This window comes from Caulobacter sp. BK020 (assembly GCF_004342605.1).
Taxonomy (GTDB): Bacteria; Pseudomonadota; Alphaproteobacteria; order Caulobacterales; family Caulobacteraceae; genus Caulobacter.
Genome location: NZ_SLZL01000001.1, coordinates 399,439 through 421,544, shown reverse-complemented (window position 1 = coordinate 421,544; position 22,106 = coordinate 399,439). Strand labels below are relative to the sequence as shown.

At 68.5% G+C, this 22,106-nt stretch carries 16 protein-coding genes; 12 read left to right on the top strand and 4 right to left on the bottom strand.

What is annotated here, in order from left to right; genetic code table 11:
* Window positions 1-3: 3 nt before the first annotated feature.
* Window positions 4-330 carry a TrbC/VirB2 family protein gene (locus EV278_RS01995; RefSeq protein ID WP_207905424.1) on the bottom strand — a complete coding sequence of 109 codons (327 nt, stop codon included), beginning with the start codon at window positions 328-330 and terminating at the stop codon, window positions 4-6.
* Between the two features lie 158 nt (window positions 331-488).
* Window positions 489-2,756, bottom strand: a complete 2,268-nt coding sequence (locus EV278_RS01990; RefSeq protein ID WP_132086136.1) for a hypothetical protein — start codon at window positions 2,754-2,756, stop codon at window positions 489-491.
* 346 nt (window positions 2,757-3,102) lie between these two features.
* Between EV278_RS01990 and EV278_RS01985 the strand changes: the two genes are divergently transcribed.
* From EV278_RS01985 to EV278_RS01955, 7 genes are all read left to right on the top strand, one after another.
* On the top strand, window positions 3,103-4,014 hold the full coding sequence (locus EV278_RS01985; protein ID WP_132086134.1) for a TIM barrel protein: 912 nt from the start codon (window positions 3,103-3,105) through the stop codon (window positions 4,012-4,014).
* Between the two features lie 470 nt (window positions 4,015-4,484).
* On the top strand, window positions 4,485-5,087 hold the full coding sequence (locus EV278_RS01980; protein ID WP_132086132.1) for a sigma-70 family RNA polymerase sigma factor: 603 nt from the start codon (window positions 4,485-4,487) through the stop codon (window positions 5,085-5,087).
* On the top strand, window positions 5,056-6,084 hold the full coding sequence (locus EV278_RS01975) for a FecR domain-containing protein (protein WP_132086130.1): 1,029 nt from the start codon (window positions 5,056-5,058) through the stop codon (window positions 6,082-6,084). Before EV278_RS01980 ends, EV278_RS01975 begins: the two co-directional genes overlap by 32 nt.
* 71 nt (window positions 6,085-6,155) lie before the next feature.
* Entirely contained in the window at window positions 6,156-9,398 is a 3,243-nt protein-coding gene (locus tag EV278_RS01970) for a TonB-dependent receptor (RefSeq protein ID WP_132086128.1), read from the top strand.
* Between the two features lie 117 nt (window positions 9,399-9,515).
* Window positions 9,516-11,147, top strand: a complete 1,632-nt coding sequence (locus EV278_RS01965) for an alkaline phosphatase D family protein (RefSeq protein WP_132086125.1) — start codon at window positions 9,516-9,518, stop codon at window positions 11,145-11,147.
* A gap of 111 nt (window positions 11,148-11,258) precedes the next feature.
* Window positions 11,259-12,125 (top strand): dienelactone hydrolase family protein, encoded by an 867-nt coding sequence (locus tag EV278_RS01960; protein ID WP_132086123.1) that lies wholly within the window; start codon window positions 11,259-11,261, stop codon window positions 12,123-12,125.
* A 144-nt stretch (window positions 12,126-12,269) separates the two neighbouring features.
* Entirely contained in the window at window positions 12,270-13,190 is a 921-nt protein-coding gene (locus EV278_RS01955; RefSeq protein WP_132086121.1) for an alpha/beta hydrolase, read from the top strand.
* Window positions 13,191-13,197: 7 nt separating this feature from the next.
* Here EV278_RS01955 and EV278_RS01950 read toward each other — a convergent pair whose 3' ends face one another.
* Window positions 13,198-14,127 (bottom strand): LysR family transcriptional regulator, encoded by a 930-nt coding sequence (locus EV278_RS01950; RefSeq protein ID WP_132086119.1) that lies wholly within the window; start codon window positions 14,125-14,127, stop codon window positions 13,198-13,200.
* 101 nt (window positions 14,128-14,228) lie between these two features.
* Here EV278_RS01950 and EV278_RS01945 point away from each other — a divergent pair, with 101 nt between their 5' ends.
* The 3 genes from EV278_RS01945 to EV278_RS01935 all read left to right on the top strand — a co-directional run bounded on the left by EV278_RS01945 (window position 14,229) and on the right by EV278_RS01935 (window position 18,231).
* Window positions 14,229-15,398: an MFS transporter gene (locus EV278_RS01945; protein ID WP_132086117.1), complete on the top strand. Its 1,170-nt coding sequence runs from the start codon at window positions 14,229-14,231 to the stop codon at window positions 15,396-15,398.
* A 15-nt stretch (window positions 15,399-15,413) separates the two neighbouring features.
* Window positions 15,414-16,448 carry an aldo/keto reductase gene (locus EV278_RS01940; protein WP_132086115.1) on the top strand — a complete coding sequence of 345 codons (1,035 nt, stop codon included), beginning with the start codon at window positions 15,414-15,416 and terminating at the stop codon, window positions 16,446-16,448.
* Between the two features lie 187 nt (window positions 16,449-16,635).
* Window positions 16,636-18,231, top strand: coding sequence for an FAD-dependent oxidoreductase (locus tag EV278_RS01935; RefSeq protein WP_132086113.1), 1,596 nt, complete (start codon window positions 16,636-16,638; stop codon window positions 18,229-18,231).
* A gap of 15 nt (window positions 18,232-18,246) precedes the next feature.
* On the opposite strand, the gene EV278_RS01930 is transcribed toward EV278_RS01935, so the two are convergent.
* Complete coding sequence (locus EV278_RS01930; RefSeq protein ID WP_132086111.1) at window positions 18,247-19,470, bottom strand: ROK family transcriptional regulator; 1,224 nt, start codon at window positions 19,468-19,470, stop codon at window positions 18,247-18,249.
* 167 nt (window positions 19,471-19,637) lie between these two features.
* Here EV278_RS01930 and EV278_RS01925 point away from each other — a divergent pair, with 167 nt between their 5' ends.
* Both EV278_RS01925 and EV278_RS01920 read left to right on the top strand, forming a co-directional pair.
* Entirely contained in the window at window positions 19,638-20,561 is a 924-nt protein-coding gene (locus EV278_RS01925; protein WP_132086109.1) for an ROK family protein, read from the top strand.
* Entirely contained in the window at window positions 20,548-22,056 is a 1,509-nt protein-coding gene (locus tag EV278_RS01920; RefSeq protein WP_207905423.1) for a carboxylesterase family protein, read from the top strand. The genes EV278_RS01925 and EV278_RS01920 overlap by 14 nt, the downstream gene beginning before the upstream one ends.
* Window positions 22,057-22,106: the final 50 nt, after the last annotated feature.

The window sequence follows — 22,106 nt, the reverse complement described above, 5'->3', positions numbered from 1 at the left end:
GCTTCAAAGGCCGCCGCTGGCCGCCGTTTGGATCCCGGCGACGATGCTGGTCGCGCCGAAGAGGATGAAGCAGCCCAGGATGACCGCCGCGCCGTGGCGCCAGTTCAACCGTCCCGTCAGCATCATGTAGCCGATGAAGGCGACGGCGATCACCGCGACGACGGTCGCGGTCGTGCCCAGCAAGGTCCCCTGGATCCAGTGCAGCGCGCCGACGATGGCGCCGGATCCTGCAGGGTCGGCATAGGCCTGGGCACGGGCCGGCAAGGCGATAAAGGCCAAGGCTGGAGACGCCGCCCGCATGGCGCCTGACACGTATCGTATGGCTTTCATGGCTCGTAAGCCCCTTTTTGTTCTGTCCATGGCATTTTCGCGTGGGATAGAAGCGCGGCCTTCAGTCTTTGCCCAAGCCCCGTCCGTACCGCCGCAACCGGCTGCGCGGACGGGGTGGGATCGCCCAAGGCTGGCGGCGCCGCCAGCCTTGGGCAGGGTCAGTTGGGAGACGTGCCCACGATGACGCCGCGACCGGAGTTGGTGGCGGCATAGACGGTCCCGAAGGTCTTCGGATCGCCCGTCAGCATGCGGAAGCCGCCGTACTGATGCTGAGCGTCGTCGATCTTCGCCCAGCTGCTCCCGCCGTTGACCGAGCGGTACACGCCCACGACGCCGTTGAGCGTCGCACTGACATAGATGGCCGGGTAGGACTGGCCGGAGGCCGCCTTGCCGAAGCCCATGGCCTGCACGCTGGTGGGTCCGGAAAGCGTGGTCCAGGTTCCCGAACCGCAGGTGGTGTTGTGCACCAGGCCGCTATAGCCGTACAGCCAGACGTCGCACGACTTGCCGAACGGCGTAATCAGGGTGTGCCAGGCGATCGGCGTGACCGGCTGGGTCCAGCTGGCGCCCTTGTTGGTGCTGACATAGACTTTGCCGTTGGTGCGATCGTAAGCATAGAAGTTGTTCACGTTCGCGCCGTCGGCGACCACGGGCGTGCCGGCCGGCAACGACGTCGACGTCCAGCTGTAGGTGCTGTTGGTCGAGACGGCTGGTGCGACGCCGCTGTCGCCGGGCGACCAGACGATGGCGCTGCCGTCGGCGTTGATCGCTACGTTGCCGCCGCCGTTGGCCGTGGCGCCCGCCGGATTGCTGGTGAAGGGAGACCAGCTGTAGCCGCCGTTGTACGAGATGCCGCCGGCGGCGCTGCCGAACTGACCGACGCGCACCAGAATGCTCGGCGTGCTCTTGGCCCAGTCGAGAGACGTGGTGTTGCCGCAGGTCGGATTCGAGAACGCCTCGGCGGGGGGTTGGGTCAGGCTGGCGTGGAAGAAGCCGCACATGTCGCCCATGCCGCTGACCAGCGGAACCGAACCGCCCCACGAGAAGACGCCCGGAGACGCGAGGCTGAGCGGAACCCCCTCCTCGACGCCGTTTTGGTCCAGCGCGAAATTGACGGTCTGACCGTTGGCGGACGCCGTCAGGTTCTGGGTCGACATGATGCCGCCGCCCCAGGTAACGAAGGCGTGGTTGGTGTTGAACGGATCGAGGGCCACACCGCTCCAGTTGCCGATATAGCCGCGCGTGCCGTTCCAGGGGGCCGCGGTGAGGTTGATGTTGACGTTGGCGGTGGCGTCGACCCAGTTCGCGCCGCCGTTGGTCGTACGGAACAGGGCTTCGCCATGGCCGTCGTATCGGTTGATGCTCATGACGGCGACGACGCCCGAATGCGCCGGATCGACCGACAGGCCGGAGAAGCCGTAGTCGGCGAACCAGCCGGCCAGTTGCTGGCTGTCGTTCGGGGGGGTGATGTTGGTCCAGCTGTTGCCGGGGATGTTGTATTTCCACACCTCGCCGTGCACCAGGCCGTCCGGGCCCCAGCCGCTGGACGACGAATCGTGCTGCGAATAGGTGATGTAGAGGTTGCCGTCCGGACCGATCTGGCCGCGTTGCGGCAGCTGGCCCGTCGGGGCTCCCGGAACCTGCGACCAGGTGCTTCCGCCGTTGGTGCTCTGGTAGAGGGTGGCGCCCGAGCTGGCGGCGGCCGGCGTGCTGACGGCCGCGAAGATTCTCGGCGTGGCCTGGCCCGAAGAACCCGACGGCTTGTAGAAGGCGACGAAGCTCACGCCCGCGCCGGTGTCGTTGTTCGACATGGCGGGAAAGCTGGTGACCTTGGACCAGTGCGCGCCGCTGTCGGTGCTTTTCCAAAGGCCATTGGTGGAGGCGCCGGCCGAGGTGTTGGCGGTGCCGTAGAGCAGGACGGAGCCGAGGTTCGGGTCCACCTGCAGCCGCTCGCCGACGCTGCGGCCGCGCTCGTTTCCGTTGAGCTCGAAGGTCAGCGGCACGATGGTGAAGCTGGCGCCCTGGTTGTTTGAGATCAGCACGCCGCCGCAGCAATTGGTTTGCCAGTCATGGCCGCCGCCGGCGACCATGTAGAGCTTCTGGGTGTTGTTGGGGTCGATGGCGATCGCTTGGACGTTGTCGTATGCAGCCTGGCTCGGCGTGAGCCCGTCGAGCAGCGGGACCCAGGTGCTGTTCGACGAATTGTAGCGATAGGCGCCGCCGACGTCGGTGCGGGCGTAGAAGAGGTTCTGCTGGCCCGGATGGGCGATGACGGCGGGCACATAGCCGCCGCCGCCGATCTTCACCGTCTGCCAGCTGTAGCTCTGGGCGCTGGCGGGCGCGACCAAGGTCGACGCGACCGCAGAGACCGCAAGCGCCCCAATGGCCAGCCCCTTCAAAAGGACATGACGCAACGTCTTCCGCATGAATTTCCTCCCGTGTTTGCTACCCAGCTTCTATTTCTTGAGCCCAAGGCGAGCGCCCGCGACGCCGCGGACGAACCCGCAGCCGGCATTTCTCGAAAAGGGTGGGTCTAATTTTCTGGACCGAATAATAGTACATATAAATTCTCATTGGCAAATATGTTTTTATATACGCAAAAAAAGAGCATCTCTGGCAGAAGCGTCACAATAAGAAGTCGTCGCCTTCGAGACCCGGGTGAGAAGGGCTCGGCCCCGGCCGCCAAGCCTCTCGGCGTCTATTGTCGATCACCGGATGGCGTGTGATGGCTTTTGCTGGCGCGGTCGCCGCCTAACTTGGAGGGAGCCGGAAATGATCCTTCGTCGCCGGACCGTGCTTGCGGCGGGCGCCGCCGCCGCCCTGGCGCCGGGACTGACCGCCGCCCAGGGCGGCAAGTCGAACGCGGCGCGCTTTTCGCTCGCCTTCGCGCCCCATGAGGGCAGCTTCGCCAGCCGCGGCGGACTGATCGAGCAGATCGCCTTTGCCGCGGACCAGGGGTTCACCGCCTGGGAGGACAACCAGGCGCGGGACCGTCCTGTGGAAGACCAGGAGCGAATGGCGCGAGCGCTCAAGCAACGCGGCATGACGATGGGGGTCTTCGTCGCCAGCATGCCCAAGTGGGCTCAGTTCCGGCCCGTGCTCGGCGGCCCCGATGACGCGGAGCGGGACGCGTTCCTGGCCGACATCCGTGCGTCCGTCGACGTGGCCAAGCGGCTGAACGCCAAGTGCATGACGGTGGTCACCGGGTTCTTGGACCCGAAGACGCCGCTGGATATCCAAACGGCGCGCATCATCAACGTGATGCGCCGAGCGAACGACATCGTGGCTCCCCAGGGCCTGGTCATGGTGATGGAGCCGCTGAACACCCGCATCGACCATCCCAACGTCTACATGCAGACGATCCCGCAGGGTTTCGCGATCGCACGCGCCTTGAACAGCCCGGCCGTGAAGGTTCTCGCCGACCTCTACCATGCGCAAATCCAGTTCGGGCATCTGATCCCGACGCTGGAGGCCTGCTGGAGCGAGATCGCCTATGTGCAGTTCGGCGACACTCCAGGCCGTAAGGAGCCGACCACCGGCGAGATCAACTACACCTCGATCGTCCGGTGGCTGAAGTCCCGGCGCTATGGGGGCGTGATCGGCATGGAGCATGGCAATTCCCTGGCCGGACGTCCCGGCGAGGAGCGCCTGATCGCCGCTTATCGCGAAATTGACCGGGGATGAGGAGAGGAGCTTCTTTCGCGCCGTGGCCTGAACAGGAACCAGCACCTTGTTCCGCGCTGTTATCTCCATCCCGTCACGCTTGACGGTGCGGACAAGGCCATCAATCTCCACGACCTCGATCAGGCGAAGAGCTTTGCCGGGGCGGCGGTTAAGGGCAGTGCTCCGGCGACCATTTCCATGGCGACGATCCCGTCATCCAAAAGGCGCTGCAGTGCGAGTCGGGATTGTTCCCGCCGCCGCTTCGCGTGTCGCGCCATCAGCCTGCATGAACCCGCCGCGGCGGCTCCCCAGCTTCGCTGCCCGGCACCACTAAAAATTGTGATCGGCTCGCGATCATCCGGCCACGTGCAGGGAAGCCTGACTGTCACAATTGGCCATTAGGCAGGGCGCTGATCGACGCGAGCGGTTCCCGTCATTCCCATCGCCGGGTCGCTCGGGGCCAAAACAGTCTCCAAGCCAGCGGATAACGAATGAGCGCCGCCGACCGGGAAAGAACACGATGGTTTCTGCGGAACGTCCTGCCGCATGAAGCAGCGCTCAGGGGCTGGCTTTTGCGGGCCGCGCCGCCGGGGATCGACGCCGACGACATCATCCAGGAATCCTACACGATCCTGGCCGAGCTGGAGAGCGTGGACGCCATCCGCCATCCGCGAGCCTATCTGTTCCAGGTGGCGCGTTCGGTGATCATGCGGCATGTCCGTCGGGCGCGCATCGTCCCGATCCATACCGTCGACGACCTGGAGCGGCTGGAGCAGGCCGAGACCGCGGCCTCGCCCGAACAGTATGCGATCGACCGCGACGAACTGCGCCAGCTGGCCCACGCGATCGCGGCCATGCCGCTCAAGACCCGCGAGGCCTTTGTCCTGCGTCGCGTCCGGGACATGCCCCAGCGCGAGATCGCCTCGCGCATGCGCATCTCGGAAAATACGGTCGAGACGCACATTTCCCGGGGCATCCTCTTCTTGATTGATTGGTTCGGCCGTGGCGGAAACAGGCGGCCCCAAACCTCTAGGAACACAGAAGCGGAGATTGCCTCGATAGATGGCCGAGCGAGAAACCAGTCGAGACATTGATCAGGCGGCGTCCGACTGGACGGCGCGGCTGGATCGCGGGCCGCTGACCGCCGAGGCGGAGGACGTCTTTCAGGCCTGGCTGCGGGGCGACCCGCGCCGCAAGGGCGCGCTGCTGCGCGCCCGGGCGCTGTCGCTGATGAGCGAGTCGGCCCAGGCGCTGGGGCCCGGTTTCGATCCGGTCGCGTTCGAGCCGCCCGGGCGGTCGCGGCGCTCGGGCCTGTCGCGCCGCCAGGCGCTGGCCTGGACCGGAGGGGCGGTGGCGGTCGGCGCCCTGGCGGCGCTGGGCGTCGGCGTGTCGGCGGCCGGCGCGGTCATCAGCACCGAGCGGGGCGAGATTCGCCTGGCGCCGCTCAAGGACGGATCGACCGTACTGCTCAACACCCAGACCCGGATCCGGGTCCGGTACAGCCGGGGCGAGCGCCGGGTCACCCTGCTCAGCGGCGAGGCCTATTTCTCGGTGGCCCGCGACGAGCAGCGGCCGTTCGTCGTCGAGGTGGACGGCCGGCGCCTCAGCACGGCGCAGGCGGGGTTCCGGGTTCGCAAGCTCGACGCCGATCCCGTCGACGTCCTGGTGAACCAGGGCCGGGTCGAGGTCGCGGGCCTGAGCCTCGCGGCCTTGGCCAGCAGGGTGGCGCTCACGGCCAATACCCGGCTGGTCCTGTCTGGTCCGGCCGAGCGGCCTTGGCCGGTGGGGCCGGAGGCGGTCACCCGTGAACTGGCCTGGCGCGATGGCAAGCTGGCGTTCGAGGGCGAAACCCTGGACCAGGCCGCCGCGGCGTTCGCGCGCTACAGCGACACCCGGATCCAGGTGCGCGACCCGGCCCTGGCGCGCGAGCCGGTGACCGGGCTGTTCGCCGCCAATGATCCCGCCGGCTTCAGCCGCGCCATCGCCCGCGTGTTCGACGCCCGGGTCGAACAGGATGGCGACAAGGTCGTCCTGACCCGCGGCGGCGCCCTGGGCGACGGGGCGCATCAAGAAGTTTTTGTTACAAAATAGCGGAAGCCACCGGCTGACGGCTCTCAACCGCGAACGTCGCGACCGACGCGACGATTGGGGGCCGCCAACCAATGTATTCTCGTCATTCCGTCCTCGCCTGCGGAGCCGCGGTCATCGCGCTCTCGACCACCGCGCCGGCCCTGGCGCAGGACCGAATCTTCGACATTCCGGCCCAGCCCGCGGTGCGCGCCATTCCCGAACTGGCGCGCCAGGGGCAGGTGCAGATCGTGGCGTCGGCGCGGAACCTCGAGGGCGTCATGACGCCGGCCGTCAAGGGGCGGATGGATGTGCGCACCGCGCTTCGCCGCCTGATCGCCGGCACGCCGCTGCGGATCGACTCCGACGACGGACAGGTCATCACCCTGCGCTCGTCCGTTCAGGGCGCGACGAGCGGGGCCGTGTCCCAGGCCGGGGCCGGCGTGGTGCGCGGCCGTGTCCTCAACACCGCCACCGGCGAATATGTGCGCAACGCCGAGATCCGCGTCGAGGGCACGACCATCGCGGCCTTCTCCGAGGATGGCGGCGACTTTCGCCTGGCCGGTGTCCCGGCCGGCGAGGTCACGGTCGTCGTCAAATATACCGGCCTGCAGGAGGCCCGGGCGGTGGCCACCGTCGTCGCCGGCCAGGCCGCGACGCTGGACGTCGCCCTGAACCCGCTGTCCTATGTTGCCAAGGACGGCGAGGTCGAAGCGATCACCATCGTCGCCCGGCGGGAAGGCCAGGCCGCGGCGATCATGGAGCGCCGCGCCTCGACCAACGCCAAGAACGTCGTGGCCGCCGACAATTTCGGCGCCTTGACCATGGGCGACGTCGGCGAGTTCATGAAGAACATGCCGGGCATCTCGCTCGACTACACCGAGGTGGACGCCACGGCCGTACGGATCGGCGGCCTGGACCCGAAGTACTCGACCTTCACCACCGACGGCGCCCGCATGGCGACGGCGACCTCCAACAACAACAACGGCCGCCAGAACTCGTTCGAGCAGATGTCGATCACCGGCATCGACTCGATCGAGCTGAACAACACCCTGCAGGCCAGCATGGACGCCGACTCGCCCGGCGGCGCCATCAACCTGCGCAGCAAGTACGCCTTCCAGCGCAACGGCCGCCTGCTGCGCTTCCAGCTGGGCGGCGTGGGGTCCTCCGACTCCAGGCTGTCGCGGATGTACCTGCCGGACGACAAGCAGCACGCCTCGATCTTTCCGTCGGCCCAGATCGGCTATGCCGACGTCTTCGTGAACGGTCGGCTGGGGATTGCCTTCAACGCCAGCTACAACGCCAACTTCGTCGAGCAGGATCGCATCCAGACCGACTGGTCGTACCTGGCCAATGGCCGGGTAATTCCCTACCAGGTGATGTGGCGGCCAGGCCCCAAGCTGACCCATCGCCAGGCGGCCAATCTCAGCGTCGACTATAAGCTGACTGACCAGTGGACGCTTAGCCTGCGCAGCACCTATTCGTTCTACGACGTCGAGTACTTCAACCAGTATACCTACCTGATCTTCGGCACGGCGACAGCGTCCCAGACCACGGCCGACTCCACGCCGACCCACATCGTGGTCAATCCGAACGGGACCAATACCCGCCTGCATACCCAGTATTCGCACCGCTACGCCGGCACGCCCTCATGGCTGTTCGCGCCGAAGCTGGAGTATCGCGGCGACACCTGGGAAGCGCTGCTGCGTGGCAGCTATTCCAGCTCGGAGTTCAATTTTCGCGACAACGACAAGGGCTTCTTTCAGCGCACGGACAGCTACCTGACCCGCATCGGTTTCACGCTGGACCGCGCGTCGGAAGACTCCAACGCCTGGACCCTGAAGCAGACCGCCGGCCGGCCCTGGGGCGTGGCGTCCAATTTCAATCGTGACGACGACATCGGCAACAACATCCGCACGTCCCAGTCCGACGCCCAGAATCAGATGTACGGCCTCAATCTGGACCTGAAGAAGAAACTGGATCTCGGTCCGGTCCAGCTCAAGGTTCTGGCCGGCGCGACCTACCGAACCAATGTCTGGAAGACCAACGAGGGCTCGTACCAGCAATTCCAATATGTGGGCCCGACGCACGACGCGACCCAGAAGGCCCCCGAGGCGGTCATTCCCTGGACCCAGAACTACAGCTTCAAGATCCACGGCTTCGACGCCGGCAACCTGAACGATCAGAACTGGCGCGCCGACAGCAACTACGCCGTCTACGACATCTACGAACAGCACCCGGACTTCTTCACGCCCGACACCTACGGCAACCTGAAGCGCCAGCTCGACAACAATAAGAAGGTCGGCGAGGAGGTCAGCGCCGCCTATTTCGAGGTCCAGCCGCGTATCGGCAAGGCTCAGTTCGACCTGGGCCTGCGCTACGAGAGCACCAAGACCGACGCCCGTGTCGCCGACGTCCGCTCGGACAAGGAGGTGACGGCCGCCGGCTATACGCTCAACACCGAGCCCGCGCTGCTCTACAAGTACCGGAACGGGACCTATGCGACCCGTCACGGCGAGTACGACGACTGGTTTCTGAGCGGCGGGGCCAAGTATGACTTCAGCAGGAAGCTGGTCGGCCAGCTGGCCTTCAGCCAGTCGATCCTGCGCCCCGACTACGGCAATCTGGGCGGTGTGGTCGCGGTTGACGACAACAACCTGATCGTCTCGGTCCCGAACCCGCTGCTGAAGCCCGAACATTCGACCAAGTACTACGCCAGCCTTCAATATTTCCTGGAGCCCTCCGGCGTCATCGGTCTGTCCGCCTACCAGCTGGACGTGAAGGACATGCAGGTGACAGGCGTCACGGTCGCCCCCGAGGACGTCGGCTATGATCCCGGCGCCTATGCGGGCTACACCTTCCGCAGCGCCCAGAACCTGCCGGGCACAAGCACCAACAAGGGCGTGACCCTCGAATACGACCAGCAGCTGACCTTCCTGCCGGGGGCGCTGCGAGGCCTGGGCCTGCGCGGCTCGATCACCAAGATCGATCCCGACGGCGAGCGCGTGAACATGCCCAAGACGGCGGCCAACTGGGGCGTGCGCTACAGCTACGGCAAGTTCGACGTCCAGCTGACCGGTAACGCCCAGGGCAAGTATCGCACCAGCGCGCTGAGCAATACGCCGACCTCCAGCCCGAACGGTGTTCTCTACCACGCCGCGCGTGAGCTCTGGAACGTCAGCGCCAGCTACAAGATCAACAAGCAGTTCGAAGTGATGCTGGCCGGCCGCAACATCTTCAACGCGCCGGACGTCATCTACTCCAACGTCCGCAGCCGGGTGCAGCAGTACAGCATCTACGGCTCGATGTGGAACATCGGCGTCAAGGGCACTTTCTAACCCCTTCCCACCCTGGCGCTGGCGGTCTCCCCCCTGCCCCGGCGCCAGCTCGGCCGCGCGCCCAATGAGCGGCGCGCGGCCGTCTCTCTCCGAAATCAACCGTCTACGGAGGATGCCGTGGTCCTGAACATCGATCGTCGCAGTCTGGTCCTCGGCGCCGGACTTGGCCTGGGCGCGCTCGGGCTTTCCGCCGGCCGCGGGCTGGCGGCCGAGGTCCTGGGCGCCACGGGCTTCACGCACAATGTGGCCAGCGGCGAACCGGGGCCCGACGCCATGCTGCTGTGGACCCGCTACGTCCCTGCGGCCCGCGACGACACGGTCCGGCTCGAGGTCGAACTGGCGCTTGACTCCAGCTTCGCCAAGGTGGTCGCGGGCGGCGTGGTGCGCACCGGCGCCTATCGCGACTGGACCGTCAAGATCACGGTCGATGGGCTTCGGCCCGGAACCGTCTATTGGTACCGGTTCATAGCGCCCGACGGGAGCCGGTCACCGGCCGGCCGGACCAAGACCCTGCCGGTCGGCGAGGTCGCCCGGTTCGGCCTGGGCGTTTTCTCCTGCTCGAACCTGCCGGTCGGGCTGTTCAACGCCTATGGCCACGCCGCCGCCCGCCCCGACCTGGACCTGTGGCTGCACACCGGCGACTACATCTACGAGTACGGCCCGGCGTCCATCCACGAAGGCGACTGGGCCGTGGGGCGGTCGCTGCAGCCGGCCAACGAGATCCTGACCATCGCCGACTACCGGCTGCGCTACGCCTGCTATCGCGCCGATCCCGAGCTGCAACGCCTGCACCAGGCGGCTCCGATGGTCGCCTTCTGGGATGACCACGAATCCGCCAACGACAGCTGGGAGGGCGGAGCCCAGAACCACCAGCCGGCCGCCGAAGGCGACTGGAACGCGCGCCGCGCCGCCGCCATGCAGGTCTATCGCGAGTGGATGCCGGTGTCGGACGAGCCGTGGAAGACCTATCCGATCGGCGCCCTGGCCACGCTCTACCGCACGGAATCCCGCCTCCTGGGCCGCACCCGGCCGGCCGACATCGGCGCCGCCTTCAAGGCGGAAGATCCGGACGCCGCGCTGAAGGCCTTTCGCGACGGACCCTGGCGGGACCCTTCGGCGACCATGCTCGGCTCGACCCAGGAAAGCTGGCTGGCCCATCAGCTGAAAACCAACGCGCGCTCCAGCGCCTGGCAGATGGTCGGGATGGGCACGATCCTGGGGCGAACAGTGATGCCGCGCGACGCGGTCGACTGGCTGCGGCCCGAGGTCTCCGAACGCAAGGTCGCCGGCTACAAGAACAACATCCGGGCCGCCAGGCTGGGCCTGCCGATGTGGATGGACCGCTGGGACGGCTATCCGGCGGCGCGCTCGCGGCTGCTGCAGGCCGCCCAGGCCGCCGACGCCGACCTGGTCATGCTGTCGGGCGACAGCCACAACGCCTGGGCCTATGGACTGATCGAGGATGGCCGTCCGGCCGGCGTCGAGTTCGCCGGCCACAGCGTCACCTCCAGCGGGGCCGAGGGCGACTTCGGGGCCGATCCCAGGCGGGTCGCCGAAGGCTTCATGGCCGCCAATCCCGAGCTGAAATGGGCCGACACCAGCCAGCGCGGCTATATGATGATCGAGGTGACGCCGCAGCGCCTGACGGGCGAATGGCTGTTCCTGCGGACGATCAAGGTCCGCGACACCAGCCTGGCGGGTTCGCACCGCATGCATGTCGAACGGGGGCGGAAGGTCTTCGCCGCCTAGGCGGGGGTCGCAACGGGAGGTTTGTCGCCGAGACCTTCCCGGGGCCGGGCCATGCGCTAAGGTGTGCGCCACGAGGGCTCGCGCCCTGCCGCCTCGATGGAGACTGCTCGCATGTGTGACGACGATATCCACCCGGGTCTGGTCCACGATCCTCGCCTGTCGCGCCGGACGTTCGGCCTGGCCGCCGCCGCCCTGGGAGGGCTGGCCGCGACCGCCGCTGGCGCTCAGAGCCCGGTGGTCGAGAAGGACGTCGAGATCAAGACGCCCGACGGCGGGGCCGACGCGGCCCTGTTCTATCCGCAGGGCAAGGGTCCCTGGCCGGCGGTGCTGGTCTGGCCCGACGTGATGAGCCTGCGGCCGGTGTTCCGCGACATGGGCCGCCGCTTGGCCGCCGCCGGCTATGTCGTGCTGGTCCCCAACCTTTATTACCGGGCCAAGAAGGCGCCGGTGATCGAGGGGGCGTTCAGCTTCGCCAATCCCGACGACCGCGCCAAGCTGACCCCGCTGCGCGCCACGGTCACGCCGGAGGGGACCGATCGCGACGCCGCCGCCTATGTCGCCTTCCTCGACGCCCAGCCCCAGACCAATAAAGGCAAGAAGGTCGGGGTGCAGGGCTATTGCATGGGCGGCCCCCTGGCCTTCCGCACGGCGGCTGTCGCCCCGGGCCGCATCGCCGCGGTGGCCAGCTTCCACGGGGCCGGCCTGGTTACCGATCAGCCGACCAGTCCGCACCTGCTGATCCCCAAGACCCACGCCGACTACCTGGTCGCCATCGCCGACAACGACGACAAGCAGGATCCGGCCGCGAAGGACAAGCTGAAGGCCGCCTTCGCCGCGGCCAAGCGTCCGGCCAAGGTCGAGGTCTATGCTGGCGCGGCCCACGGCTGGACCGTCAAGGGCGGCCAGGTCTATGACGAACCGGCCGCCGAGAAGGCGTGGGCCGAACTGCTGGCGCTGTACAAGAAGGCCTTGGCCTGACGACCGGCGGGAGCGTGGCGGCCCCGCGCCACGTTTCCGGCTTACAGTCCGATCGGTGTCGGAAATAGGCCAATCCCGACGGTATTCTGCTAGCGCCGCCGCTGGGTGGGGCTCAGGTTGAAGGCCTCAACCCTGGAGCTCGCCATGCCACGCCTTGTCCTTTGGCTGATCGCGGCCGTCGCGTTCGCCGGCGCCGCGCACGCCGAAATGCCCGCCTTCCCCGCCGCGTTCAGGATCCAGGAGATCGCCGCCAACGGCACGACGATCCACGTCCGCGTCGGCGGCCACGGCCCGGCGGTGGTGCTGCTGCACGGCTATGGCGAGACCGGCGACATGTGGGCGCCGCTGGCCGCTGACCTGGTGCGCGACCACACCGTCGTGGTCCCCGACCTGCGCGGCATGGGCCTGTCGGCCCGGGCCGCCGGCGGCTACGACAAGAAGACTCAAGCCGGCGACGTGGCGGGAGTGCTGGACGCTCTGAAGATCGACAAGACCGACGTGGTCGCCCACGACATCGGCAACATGGTCGCCTACAGCTTCGCCGTGCAGAACCAGAAGCGGGTGACGCGCCTGGTGCTGATCGACGCTCCGGTGCCGGGAATCGGCCCCTGGGAGGAGATCCTGAAGAACCCGCTGCTCTGGCACTTCCGATTCGGCGGGCCCGACATGGAGCGCCTGGTCGCCGGCCGCGAGCGCATCTATCTGGACCGCTTCTGGAACGAGTTTTCGGCCAATCCGGCCAATTTCACCGAGGACGCCCGCGCCCACTACGCCGCGCTCTACGCCCGTCCGGGCGCCATGCACGCCGGCTTCGAGCAGTTCCACGCCTTCGATCAGGACGCCGTCGACGACAAGGCCCTGCTGGCCCAGTACGGCAAGCTGACCATGCCGGTTCTGGCCCTGGGCGGCGAGAAGTCGTTCGGCCCGATGATGGCCACGGTCATGCGCGCGGCGGCCGACAACGTCACCGAAGGCGTGGTGCCGGCCTCGGGCCACTGGATCATGGAAGAGAACCCTCAGGCGACGATCGCCCTGGTCCGCCCGTTCCTGGACAAGCCGCTCTAGCAGGCCTTCAACAACCGGCGGAATCGCGCGGCGCATGCAAGTCCACCTCCGCGACCAGGAAGTCGATCAGCGCCCGCACCCGGCTGGGCAACTGGCCGCCGTGACCGACATAGACCGCGTGCAGGTCCTCGCGGTCGCCGGGATTGTAGGTCTCCAGCACCGGAACCAGACGACCGGCCGCGATGTCGGGGCCGACATGGTAATGGGCCAGTCGGGCCAGGCCCTGGCCGACCAGGGCCAGCCGCCGCAAGGTCTCGCCGTCGCCGGCGGTGGCGTCGCCATGGATCGGCAGCGACAGGCGCTCGTCGCCGTCGATGAACGGCCACTTGTCGCAGTGACGGGCGAAGTTGAAGCCGATGCAGTTGTGGGCGGACAGAGCGCGCGGCGTCTCGGGTGCGCCGTGGCGGGCCAGGTAGGACGGCGAGGCGACCACGGCCATCGGGCTGTCGCCCAGCTTGCGGGCCATCAGCTGCGAAGCCCGCATCGGCCCGGATCGGATGGCGACGTCGACGCGGGCGTCCATCAGGTCCACGACCGTGTCGCAGAGCACGACATCCAGGATCACCTTCGGATGGAGCGCCGAAAAGCCGGGAACCAGCGGCAGCAGATGATGCAGGCCGAACGGCACGCTGGAGCTGACGCGCACCCGGCCGCGCGGCGCCTGGGTGGCGGCGACTGCGCTCTCGGCCTCATCCAGGTCTGCGAGGACCCGAAGGGTCCGTTCATGGAACAGCTCGCCCTCGGGCGTCAGGGTAAGCTTGCGGGTCGAACGGTTGATCAGCCGCGCGCCCAGGCGCGCCTCCATCCGGCTGACCAGCTTGCTGACCGCCGAAGGCGTCATCTTCAGGGCCCGAGCCGCCGGCGAGAAACCGCCCAGCTCCACGGCCCGGGCGAACACTTCCATCTCGCCCGAACGGTTGATCTCCAGCCTGGCCATCTTTGACTTCAGCTCACAGATGTCTGTCTTTCCAGCAGTCTAATTCACGGAAATGAGGAAGACTACCTCAGCGGCTCGAAAACTCTCCCGGAGCTCTTGCCGTGCCTCTCGCCCTCTATGCCCTGACCGTCGGCGCCTTCGGGATCGGCGTCACCGAGTTCGTGATCATGGGCCTGCTGCTGCAGGTCTCTGCCGATCTCGACGTCTCGATTCCTCGGGCCGGCCTCCTGATGACCGGCTATGCCCTGGGCGTGTTCGTCGGCGCCCCGATCCTGACGATCGCCACCCGCCGCCTGCCGCGCAAGACCACCCTGCTGGTGCTGATGGCCATCTTCACGATCGGCAATATCGCCGCCGCCCTGGCCCCGTCTTACGGCCTGCTGATGGCGGCCCGGATCGTCACCGCCCTGGCCCATGGCACCTTCTTCGGCGTGGGGTCCCTGGTCGCCGTCAGTCTGGTGCCGCCCCAGCGCAAGGCCTCGGCCATCGCCGTCATGTTCACGGGCCTGACCCTGGCCACCCTGCTGGGCGTGCCTTTCGGCTCGTGGCTGGGCCTGGCCTTCGGTTGGCGCTCGACCTTCTGGGCCGTGGGCGCGATCGGCCTGGTCGCCTTCGCGGTGCTGGCCGCCCTGGTTCCGCGCGAAAAGGATGCCGCCGAACCCGCTCCGCTACGTGAGGAGTTCGCTGTCCTGGCCCGACCGCAGGTGCAGATGGGCCTCTTGATGACCGTCCTGGGGTTCGGCGGCGTGTTCGCGGTCTTCACCTACATCCAGCCGATCCTGACCGAGCTGGCCGGCTATTCGAAGGCGGCCGTCTCGCCGATCCTGCTGGTGTTCGGCGCTGGTCTGGTGGGCGGCAACCTGGTCGGCGGCCGCTGGGCCGACAAGGCCCTGACGCCGGCCCTCCTGGGCAGCCTGGCCATCCTGACCCTGATGCTGGTTGCTTCCGCCCTTGGCTTTCACGACCGGATCGGCGCGGTAATCGCCGCCTTCGGCCTGGGCGCGGCCGCCTTCGCCACCGTCGCGCCGCTGCAGATGCGGGTGCTGTCGCAGGCCGGCGGCGCCGGCCAGGGCCTGGCGTCCAGCCTGAACATCGCCGCCTTCAACCTCGGCAACGCGTTCGGCGCCTGGCTGGGCGGGGCGGTGATCGCCCACGGCCCGGGCCTGGCCGCCGTCCCGTTGGTCGCTGCGGCCGTGCCGCTCTCGGCCCTGGCCCTGGCCGCCTTCAGCCTTTCCCTCGAGCGCCGCGTCCCACGCGCCGCCGCCCTCTGATCAAGGACCCCGATCATGGAATATCGCCAACTCGGAAAATCGAGCCTGCGCGTCCCGGCCCTCAGCTTCGGCGCCGGCACCTTCGGCGGCCAGGGTCCGCTGTTCAGCGCCTGGGGCGACACCGACGCCGCCCAGGCTCGGCGAATCATCGAGATCTGTCTGGAGGCCGGGGTGACTCTGTTCGACACCGCAGACGTCTATTCCAGCGGCGCCTCGGAGGAGATCCTCGGCGCGGCGCTGGAGGGCGTGCGCGACCAGGCCCTGATCTCCACCAAGCTGGGCCTGCCGATGGGCGACGGTCCGCTGGACGCCGGGACCTCGCGCCTGCGCTTGGTGCGCGGGGTCGAGGCGGCCCTCAGGCGCCTGCGCACCGATCGCATCGACCTCCTGCAATTGCACGCCTTCGACGCCTTTACTCCGATCGAGGAGGTGCTGAACGCCCTCGACGACCTCGTGAGGGCCGGCAAGGTGCTGTACGCCGGCGCGTCCAATTTCTCCGGCTGGCAGCTGATGAAGTCGCTGGCGATCGCCGACGCTCATGGTTGGCCGCGCTACGTCGCCAATCAGGCCTATTATTCGCTGGTCGGCCGCGACTACGAGCACGAGCTGATGCCCCTGGGGATCGATCAGGGCGTCGGGGCGCTGGTCTGGAGCCCGCTGGGCTGGGGGCGCCTGACCGGCAAGATCCGCCGCGGCCGGCCCTTGCCGGCGGTCAGCCGCCTGCACGAGACCGCCGACATCGGCCCGCCGGTCGACGACCAGCGCCTGTACGCGGTGGTCGACGTCCTGGACACGATCGCCGCCGAGACCGGCAAGACCCTGCCCCAGATCGCCATCAACTGGCTGCTGCGCCGGCCCACCGTGTCCAGCGTGATCGTCGGGGCCCGCAATGAGGAGCAGCTGCGCCAGAACCTCGGCGCGGTGGGCTGGAGCCTGACGCTGGACCAGGTGGCGCGTCTCGACGCCGCCAGCGCCGTCACCCCGGCCTATCCGCACTACCCGTACTGGCGCGAGGGCGGCTTCCGGCAGGTCAATCCGCCGCCGGTATAGCTTTGCTCAAGCGCGTTCGACAGCTTGCACCAGCGCGCACGGACCCGACCGCGCGCCGCGAAATGCGGCGCCGGCCGCAAGCCGTAGCGGCGCCGCGCCCCCAAACGCGCGACGGCGTCGCCGCCGGATTGACCCATCGGAAGCCGCCGCCTCGCATGGCGCGATCAACGGGCAACGAGGGGTACACATGCCGGTCAGCCGTCGCAGCTTCATTCACGCCGTCGGGGCGGCCGGCGGCTACACCGCCGCCTTTACCGCCATGCAGGCCCTGGGCCTGCTGGCGCCGTCCACGGCTTTCGCGGGCGCGCCGCCGGACCTCGCCAAGGGCGGCGGGGGCAAGGGCGCCAAGGTCGTGATCCTGGGGGCCGGCGTCTCGGGCATGGCGGCGGCCTGGGAGCTGGGCAAGGCCGGCTACGACTGCACGATCCTGGAAGCCCGGGCCCGCACCGGCGGCCGGGTCTGGACCGTGCGCCGCGGCGACAAGATCGAGATGACCGACGGCTCGCGCCAGGTCTGCGAGTTCGACGAAGGCCAATACATGAACGCCGGCGCCGCGCGCCTGCCCAGCCACCACCAGATCGTGCTGGGCTATTGCCGCGAACTGGGGGTGGAGCTGGAGGTCGAGGTCAACACCAGCCGCAGCGCCCTGCTGCTCAACCCTGAGGCCAACGGCGGCAAGCCGATCCAGATGCGGACGGCGATCAATGACACCCGCGGTCACGTCTCCGAACTGCTGGCCAAGGCGATCAACGCCGGCGCGCTCGACGCTGACCTGACCGCCGACGATAAGCAGCGGATGGTCGCCTTCCTGAAGACCTATGGCGACCTGTCGCCGGACCTCTTCTACAAGGGCTCGCAGCGGGCCGGGCTGAGGATCGAGCCGGGGGCCGGCGACGAGCGGGCTGCGCCCTACGACCCGATCAGCCTGAAAGCCCTGCTCGACGAGGATCTGTGGAACGGCGTGCTGTTCGAGGAGACGATCGACATGCAGGCCACCATGTTCCAGCCCAAGGGCGGCATGGACGCCATTCCCCACGCCTTCGCCAAGGCCCTGGGTCCCAAGATCATCAAGCGCCAGTGCGAGGTGCGCCAGATCCGCAAGACGGCGAGGGGCGTCAGGATCGCCTATTACGACGCGGCGGCCGGCAAGGACCTGGCGATCGAGGCCGACTACTGCATCTCGACCATCCCCCTGCCGGTGCTGGCCAAAATCGACGCCGATTTCAGCCCCGCCTACAAGACCGCGATCGCCCGCACGCCCTATCGTGACAGCATCAAGATCGCCTGGCAGGCCCCGCGGTTCTGGGAGGGGCCCAAGTACCAGATCTATGGCGGCCTCTCGTTCGTGAAGGGTCCGACCAACATGGTTTGGTACCCAAGCTACGGCCTGCACACCAAGACCGGCGTGATCCTCGGCGCCTATACGGGCGGGCCGGCCGCCACCCAGCTGGCCAAGCTGCCGCGGGCCGAGCAGATCGAGCACACCCGCAAGATCATCGAGGCCATGCATCCGGGCTGCGGCCAACTGCTCGAAAAGCCCCTGCAGGTGCAGTGGGCCGCGGTGCCCCACACCCTGGGCATCGGAGTGGGCTGGGCCAGTGACGACGAGCCGGATTACCGCCTGCTGGGTCAGCCGGACGGGCCGATCCACTTCGCCGGCGAGTATCTCAGCCACGTCGGCGCCTGGCAGGAAGGAGCCATCCGCGCCGCTCACCGGGCCATCGTCATGCTCGACGCCCAGCATCGGAAGGGGCAGCCGGTGACCGCCCAGCGGATCATATGATCCGTAGGCGGATGGTTAACCTTGGCCGGTCTTCATCAGGGCCGCGCGGGAGGGCAGCAGCTGGGCCGTGAACGGCAGCAGGGCCGCCCCGACCGCCGGCCCGTCGGCCGAGGTGGCGGCCCGCTCGACCCGCGCCAGGGCTGGCACGTCGATGATCGCGGCCAACCGCGCATTGACCGCCGCGACCAGTCGGTCGAGCAGGGCGGTGGGCAGGCGTCCGCCCACATAGATGGCCTCGGGATTGACCACGCAGCTGATCCCCACCAACGGCGGGACCAGCAGCGTGGCCGACAGGTCGATCCAGGCCTCGACCAGCGTCTGGCCCGCGGCTGGCAGGTCGATCAGCTGGTCGGGACGCTCGACCAGGATCCCGCCCGCCTCGAGGTGGGCGTAGAGCGCCGACAGCGACACCACCTCCTGCAGCGAGCGGGCCTTGGTCTCCGGCGAGCTGACCGGCAGGAAGCCGATCTCGCCGCTGCGTCCCTGGGCGCCGCGGAAATAGTCGCCCTCGATCACCAGGCCGCCACCCAGGCCGGACGAGACCAGGACGTAGAAGAAGCTGGGGCGCCGCAGGCCGTGGCCGAACTGCAGTTCGCCCAGGGCGGCGGCGGCGGCGTCGTTCTCAAGAAACACCGGCAGGGGCAGGATCTCGGCCATCAGCTTGCCGATGTCGACCGTGCTCCAGACGCCGTAGTTCTCGGGCCGGTGCGGCAGGTCCACCCGGCCCAGGTCGTCGGGCAGGGCGACGCCGATTCCCGCCAGGCGCGGCGGCTCGTCCTTCCAGCCAGCCAGCATCTTGTGAATCTGGGCCTTGCAGAACTTGGCCACGTCGGCGGGCAGGGGGAATTCGATCTCCTTGCTGGCCCGGGCCCGCACCGCCCCCAGCAGGTCCAGCATGACCACGGTGATGTGGTCGCGATCGATATTGACGCCGATCGACAGGCAGCCGTCGGGGTTGATCGTCAGGTTCATGGCCGGCTGGCCGCGCGCGCCCTGGACCCGGCCGGCCTCCAGGATCAGGCCGTCGTCCAGCAGGCGCTTGGTGATGTTGGCCACGGCCGGCGGCGTCAGGCCGCTGATCTGGGCCAGGGTCACGCGGGTGATCGGGCCGTTGACGCGGATGGCTTGCAGGATAACGCGCTGGTTGTGGTCGCCGACTCGCTCAAGATTGGCGCCCGAGAGGCTAGCGCCGGGGGTGCGCTTCCGGTGGGACTTCCGCGAGATTTCCGAGGACGGCATTCGATGACCTTCGACCTAACGCCCTAGTAGCATCGTGATGGGCGCTCGCGATAGCTTCACCGCTATCGACGGATTGTTTAAATTGCTTTCTTTATTCGACGCTGCTGACTATGAGGCAAGCCGGAAGCACCGTAGCGTGCGCTCCGGACGTCTGGAGGAAACCGGGTTTGATTCAGGTCGGCGTTGATTTTGGCGGCACGAAGATCGAGGCCGCCGCCCTGTCGCCGGACGGCCGGTTCCTGGCCCGGGTGCGGGCGCCCAATCCCGGATCCTACGACGCGGCCATCGCCACGGTCCGCGACCTGATCGCCCAGGCCGAGCAGCAGGCCGGCGGTCGCGGCTCGGTCGGCGTTGGCGCGCCCGGATCGGTGTCGCCACGTACGGGCGTTATGCGCAACGCCAACTCCACTTGGCTGAACGGCCGCCGGTTCCGCGAGGACCTGGAAGCGGGCCTGGGTCGCCCGGTGCGGCTGGCCAACGACGCCAACTGCCTGGCCCTGTCGGAAGCCGTCGATGGCGCGGCGGCCGGCTTGGCCGTGGTCTTCGCGGTGATCATCGGCACCGGCTGCGGGGGCGGCCTGGCGGTCGAGGGCAAGCTTGTCGAGGGCGCCAACGGCCTGGCCGGCGAATGGGGCCATGCGCCCCTGCCGTGGCCCAAGCCGGAAGAGTCGCCGGGCCCGGCCTGCTGGTGCGGCCGGCATGGCTGTCTGGAGACCTGGATCTCGGGCACCGGCTTCCGCCGCGATCACACCGAGCGCACAGGCCAGGCCCTGTCCGGTGAAGCGATCATCGCCGCCGCCCGGGCCGGAGACGCCGAGGCCACGACCAGTTTCGACCGCTATCTGGACCGCCTGGGCCGTGGCCTGGCGGTGATCGCCGACATCGTCGATCCCGACGCCTTCGTGTTCGGCGGCGGCCTGTCGAACGTCGGCGAACTGTACGACCGTCTGCCGGCCTTCATCGAACCCCATGTCTTCTCCGACGGCTGGCGAGCCAGGCTGGCGCCGGCCCAGTGGGGCGACTCGTCGGGCGTGCGCGGCGCCGCGCGCTTGTGGACGCCGGCCGAGGCCGCCGCCCATGCCGCCGCCTGACGGTCGCTCCGTCATCTCCATGGCCTTGTGGGCCGCCCTGCTGGCCCTCGGGGCGGCGGGAACGGCCTTCGCAAGCGACGGCGTCGAGGTCGGCGTCACCGGCGGCGCGATCCGCGGCGAGGCGCGCGGCGCCGGGGCGGCCTTTCGCGGCGTGCCTTTCGCCGCCCCACCGACCGGTGACCGTCGCTGGAAGTCGCCGGCTCCCGTTCAGCCCTGGACCGGAACCCGCGACGCGACGGTTTCAGGCGCGCCGTGCCTGCAGCGCTCCTACGGCTGGAACGCCAAGGACGCCGCCGACAGCCGTGAGGATTGCCTCTATCTCGACGTCCGTACGCCAGCGCTGAAGCCCGCCAAGCTTCTGCCGGTCATGGTCTGGATCCATGGCGGGGCCAACCGGGCCGGATCGGCGCGGGGCACGGTCGAGTCGAGCCTGGTCGATCAGGGCGTCGTGCTGGTGTCGATCCAGTACCGGCTGGGGGCCTTCGGTTTCCTGTCCCATCCCGGCCTGACCGCCGAGGGCGGCGGAGCCTCGGGGAACTACGCCCTGATGGACCAGATCGCCGCCCTGCGCTGGGTGCGGGACAATATCGCCCGGTTGGGCGGCGATCCTGGCAATGTGACGCTGTTCGGCCACTCGGCTGGCGGCCAGGACGTGGGGCTGCTGATGTTGGCCCCGGACGCTCGCGGCCTGTTCCACAAGGCCATCGAACAGAGCGGCACGGCGGGCTTCGGCCTGCCGCCGCGATCCTTGGCCCAGAACGAGGCGTTGGGCCAGGACCTTGCCCGGGCGCTGGGCGCCAGGGACCTGGCCGGGCTGCGCGCCGCCTCGGGTCCGGCGGTGCTCGACGCCGCCGAGAGTCTCAAGCCGCCGATCGCCGACGATGGCTTCGTGTGGTTGCAGGCGGTGGTCGACGGAGCGGTGATCCGCGAGGCGCCGGCCAAGACCCTGGCCGCCGGCCGTCAGGCCCGCGTGCCGTTGATCATCGGCAACAGCGCGCGCGAGCTGTCGCTGCATGGCGGCGCGGCCAACGCCGCTATCTGGATCAAGGCCAACTATCGCGACCCTGTGCAGGCGCTACGGCTCTATGGGATCGCCGGCCGCGGCGCGGTTTCGGACAAGACGGCCGACCAGGTCGCCGCCGACACCGGCTTCCGTTGCCCCGCCACCTGGGTGGCCGCCCGACAGGTCGCGGCCGGCCAGCGGGTCTGGCGTTACGAACTGGCCGTCGCCGCGTCCGGCGCGGGGCCGGTGCGCCACGGTTCCGAACTGCCGTTCGTGTTCGACACGCCGCCCGCGGGCGCGACTCCGGTGACCTGGCCTCGCCTGCAGGCCTATTGGGCCAATTTCGCGCGCTCGGGCAATCCGAACGGATCAGGCTTGGCGCCTTGGCCCGCCCGGACCGCCGCCGCCAGGGCGATCGCCTTCGCCCCATCCGGACCCCGGATCACGAGAGACGACCGCCGCGCGTTCTGCCGCCTCTTACCCCGACCTTGACGACCGTTTCCTGAACACAAGCACGGCCCGAAGAGGCCGGCCCGAGGAGG

Bases quoted from the DNA above. Each gene is read 5' to 3' on its own strand.
- EV278_RS01990 (WP_132086136.1), bottom strand. From the start codon at position 2,756: ATGCGGAAGACGTTGCGTCATGTCCTTTTGAAGGGGCTGGCCATTGGG.
- EV278_RS01970 (WP_132086128.1), top strand. From the start codon at position 6,156: ATGTATTCTCGTCATTCCGTCCTCGCCTGCGGAGCCGCGGTCATCGCG.
- EV278_RS01995 (WP_207905424.1), bottom strand. From the start codon at position 330: ATGAAAGCCATACGATACGTGTCAGGCGCCATGCGGGCGGCGTCTCCA.
- EV278_RS01980 (WP_132086132.1), top strand. From the start codon at position 4,485: ATGAGCGCCGCCGACCGGGAAAGAACACGATGGTTTCTGCGGAACGTC.
- EV278_RS01975 (WP_132086130.1), top strand. From the start codon at position 5,056: ATGGCCGAGCGAGAAACCAGTCGAGACATTGATCAGGCGGCGTCCGAC.
- EV278_RS01940 (WP_132086115.1), top strand. From the start codon at position 15,414: ATGGAATATCGCCAACTCGGAAAATCGAGCCTGCGCGTCCCGGCCCTC.
- EV278_RS01935 (WP_132086113.1), top strand. From the start codon at position 16,636: ATGCCGGTCAGCCGTCGCAGCTTCATTCACGCCGTCGGGGCGGCCGGC.
- EV278_RS01955 (WP_132086121.1), top strand. From the start codon at position 12,270: ATGCCACGCCTTGTCCTTTGGCTGATCGCGGCCGTCGCGTTCGCCGGC.
- EV278_RS01920 (WP_207905423.1), top strand. From the start codon at position 20,548: ATGCCGCCGCCTGACGGTCGCTCCGTCATCTCCATGGCCTTGTGGGCC.
- EV278_RS01960 (WP_132086123.1), top strand. From the start codon at position 11,259: ATGTGTGACGACGATATCCACCCGGGTCTGGTCCACGATCCTCGCCTG.
- EV278_RS01985 (WP_132086134.1), top strand. From the start codon at position 3,103: ATGATCCTTCGTCGCCGGACCGTGCTTGCGGCGGGCGCCGCCGCCGCC.
- EV278_RS01950 (WP_132086119.1), bottom strand. From the start codon at position 14,127: ATGGCCAGGCTGGAGATCAACCGTTCGGGCGAGATGGAAGTGTTCGCC.
- EV278_RS01930 (WP_132086111.1), bottom strand. From the start codon at position 19,470: ATGCCGTCCTCGGAAATCTCGCGGAAGTCCCACCGGAAGCGCACCCCC.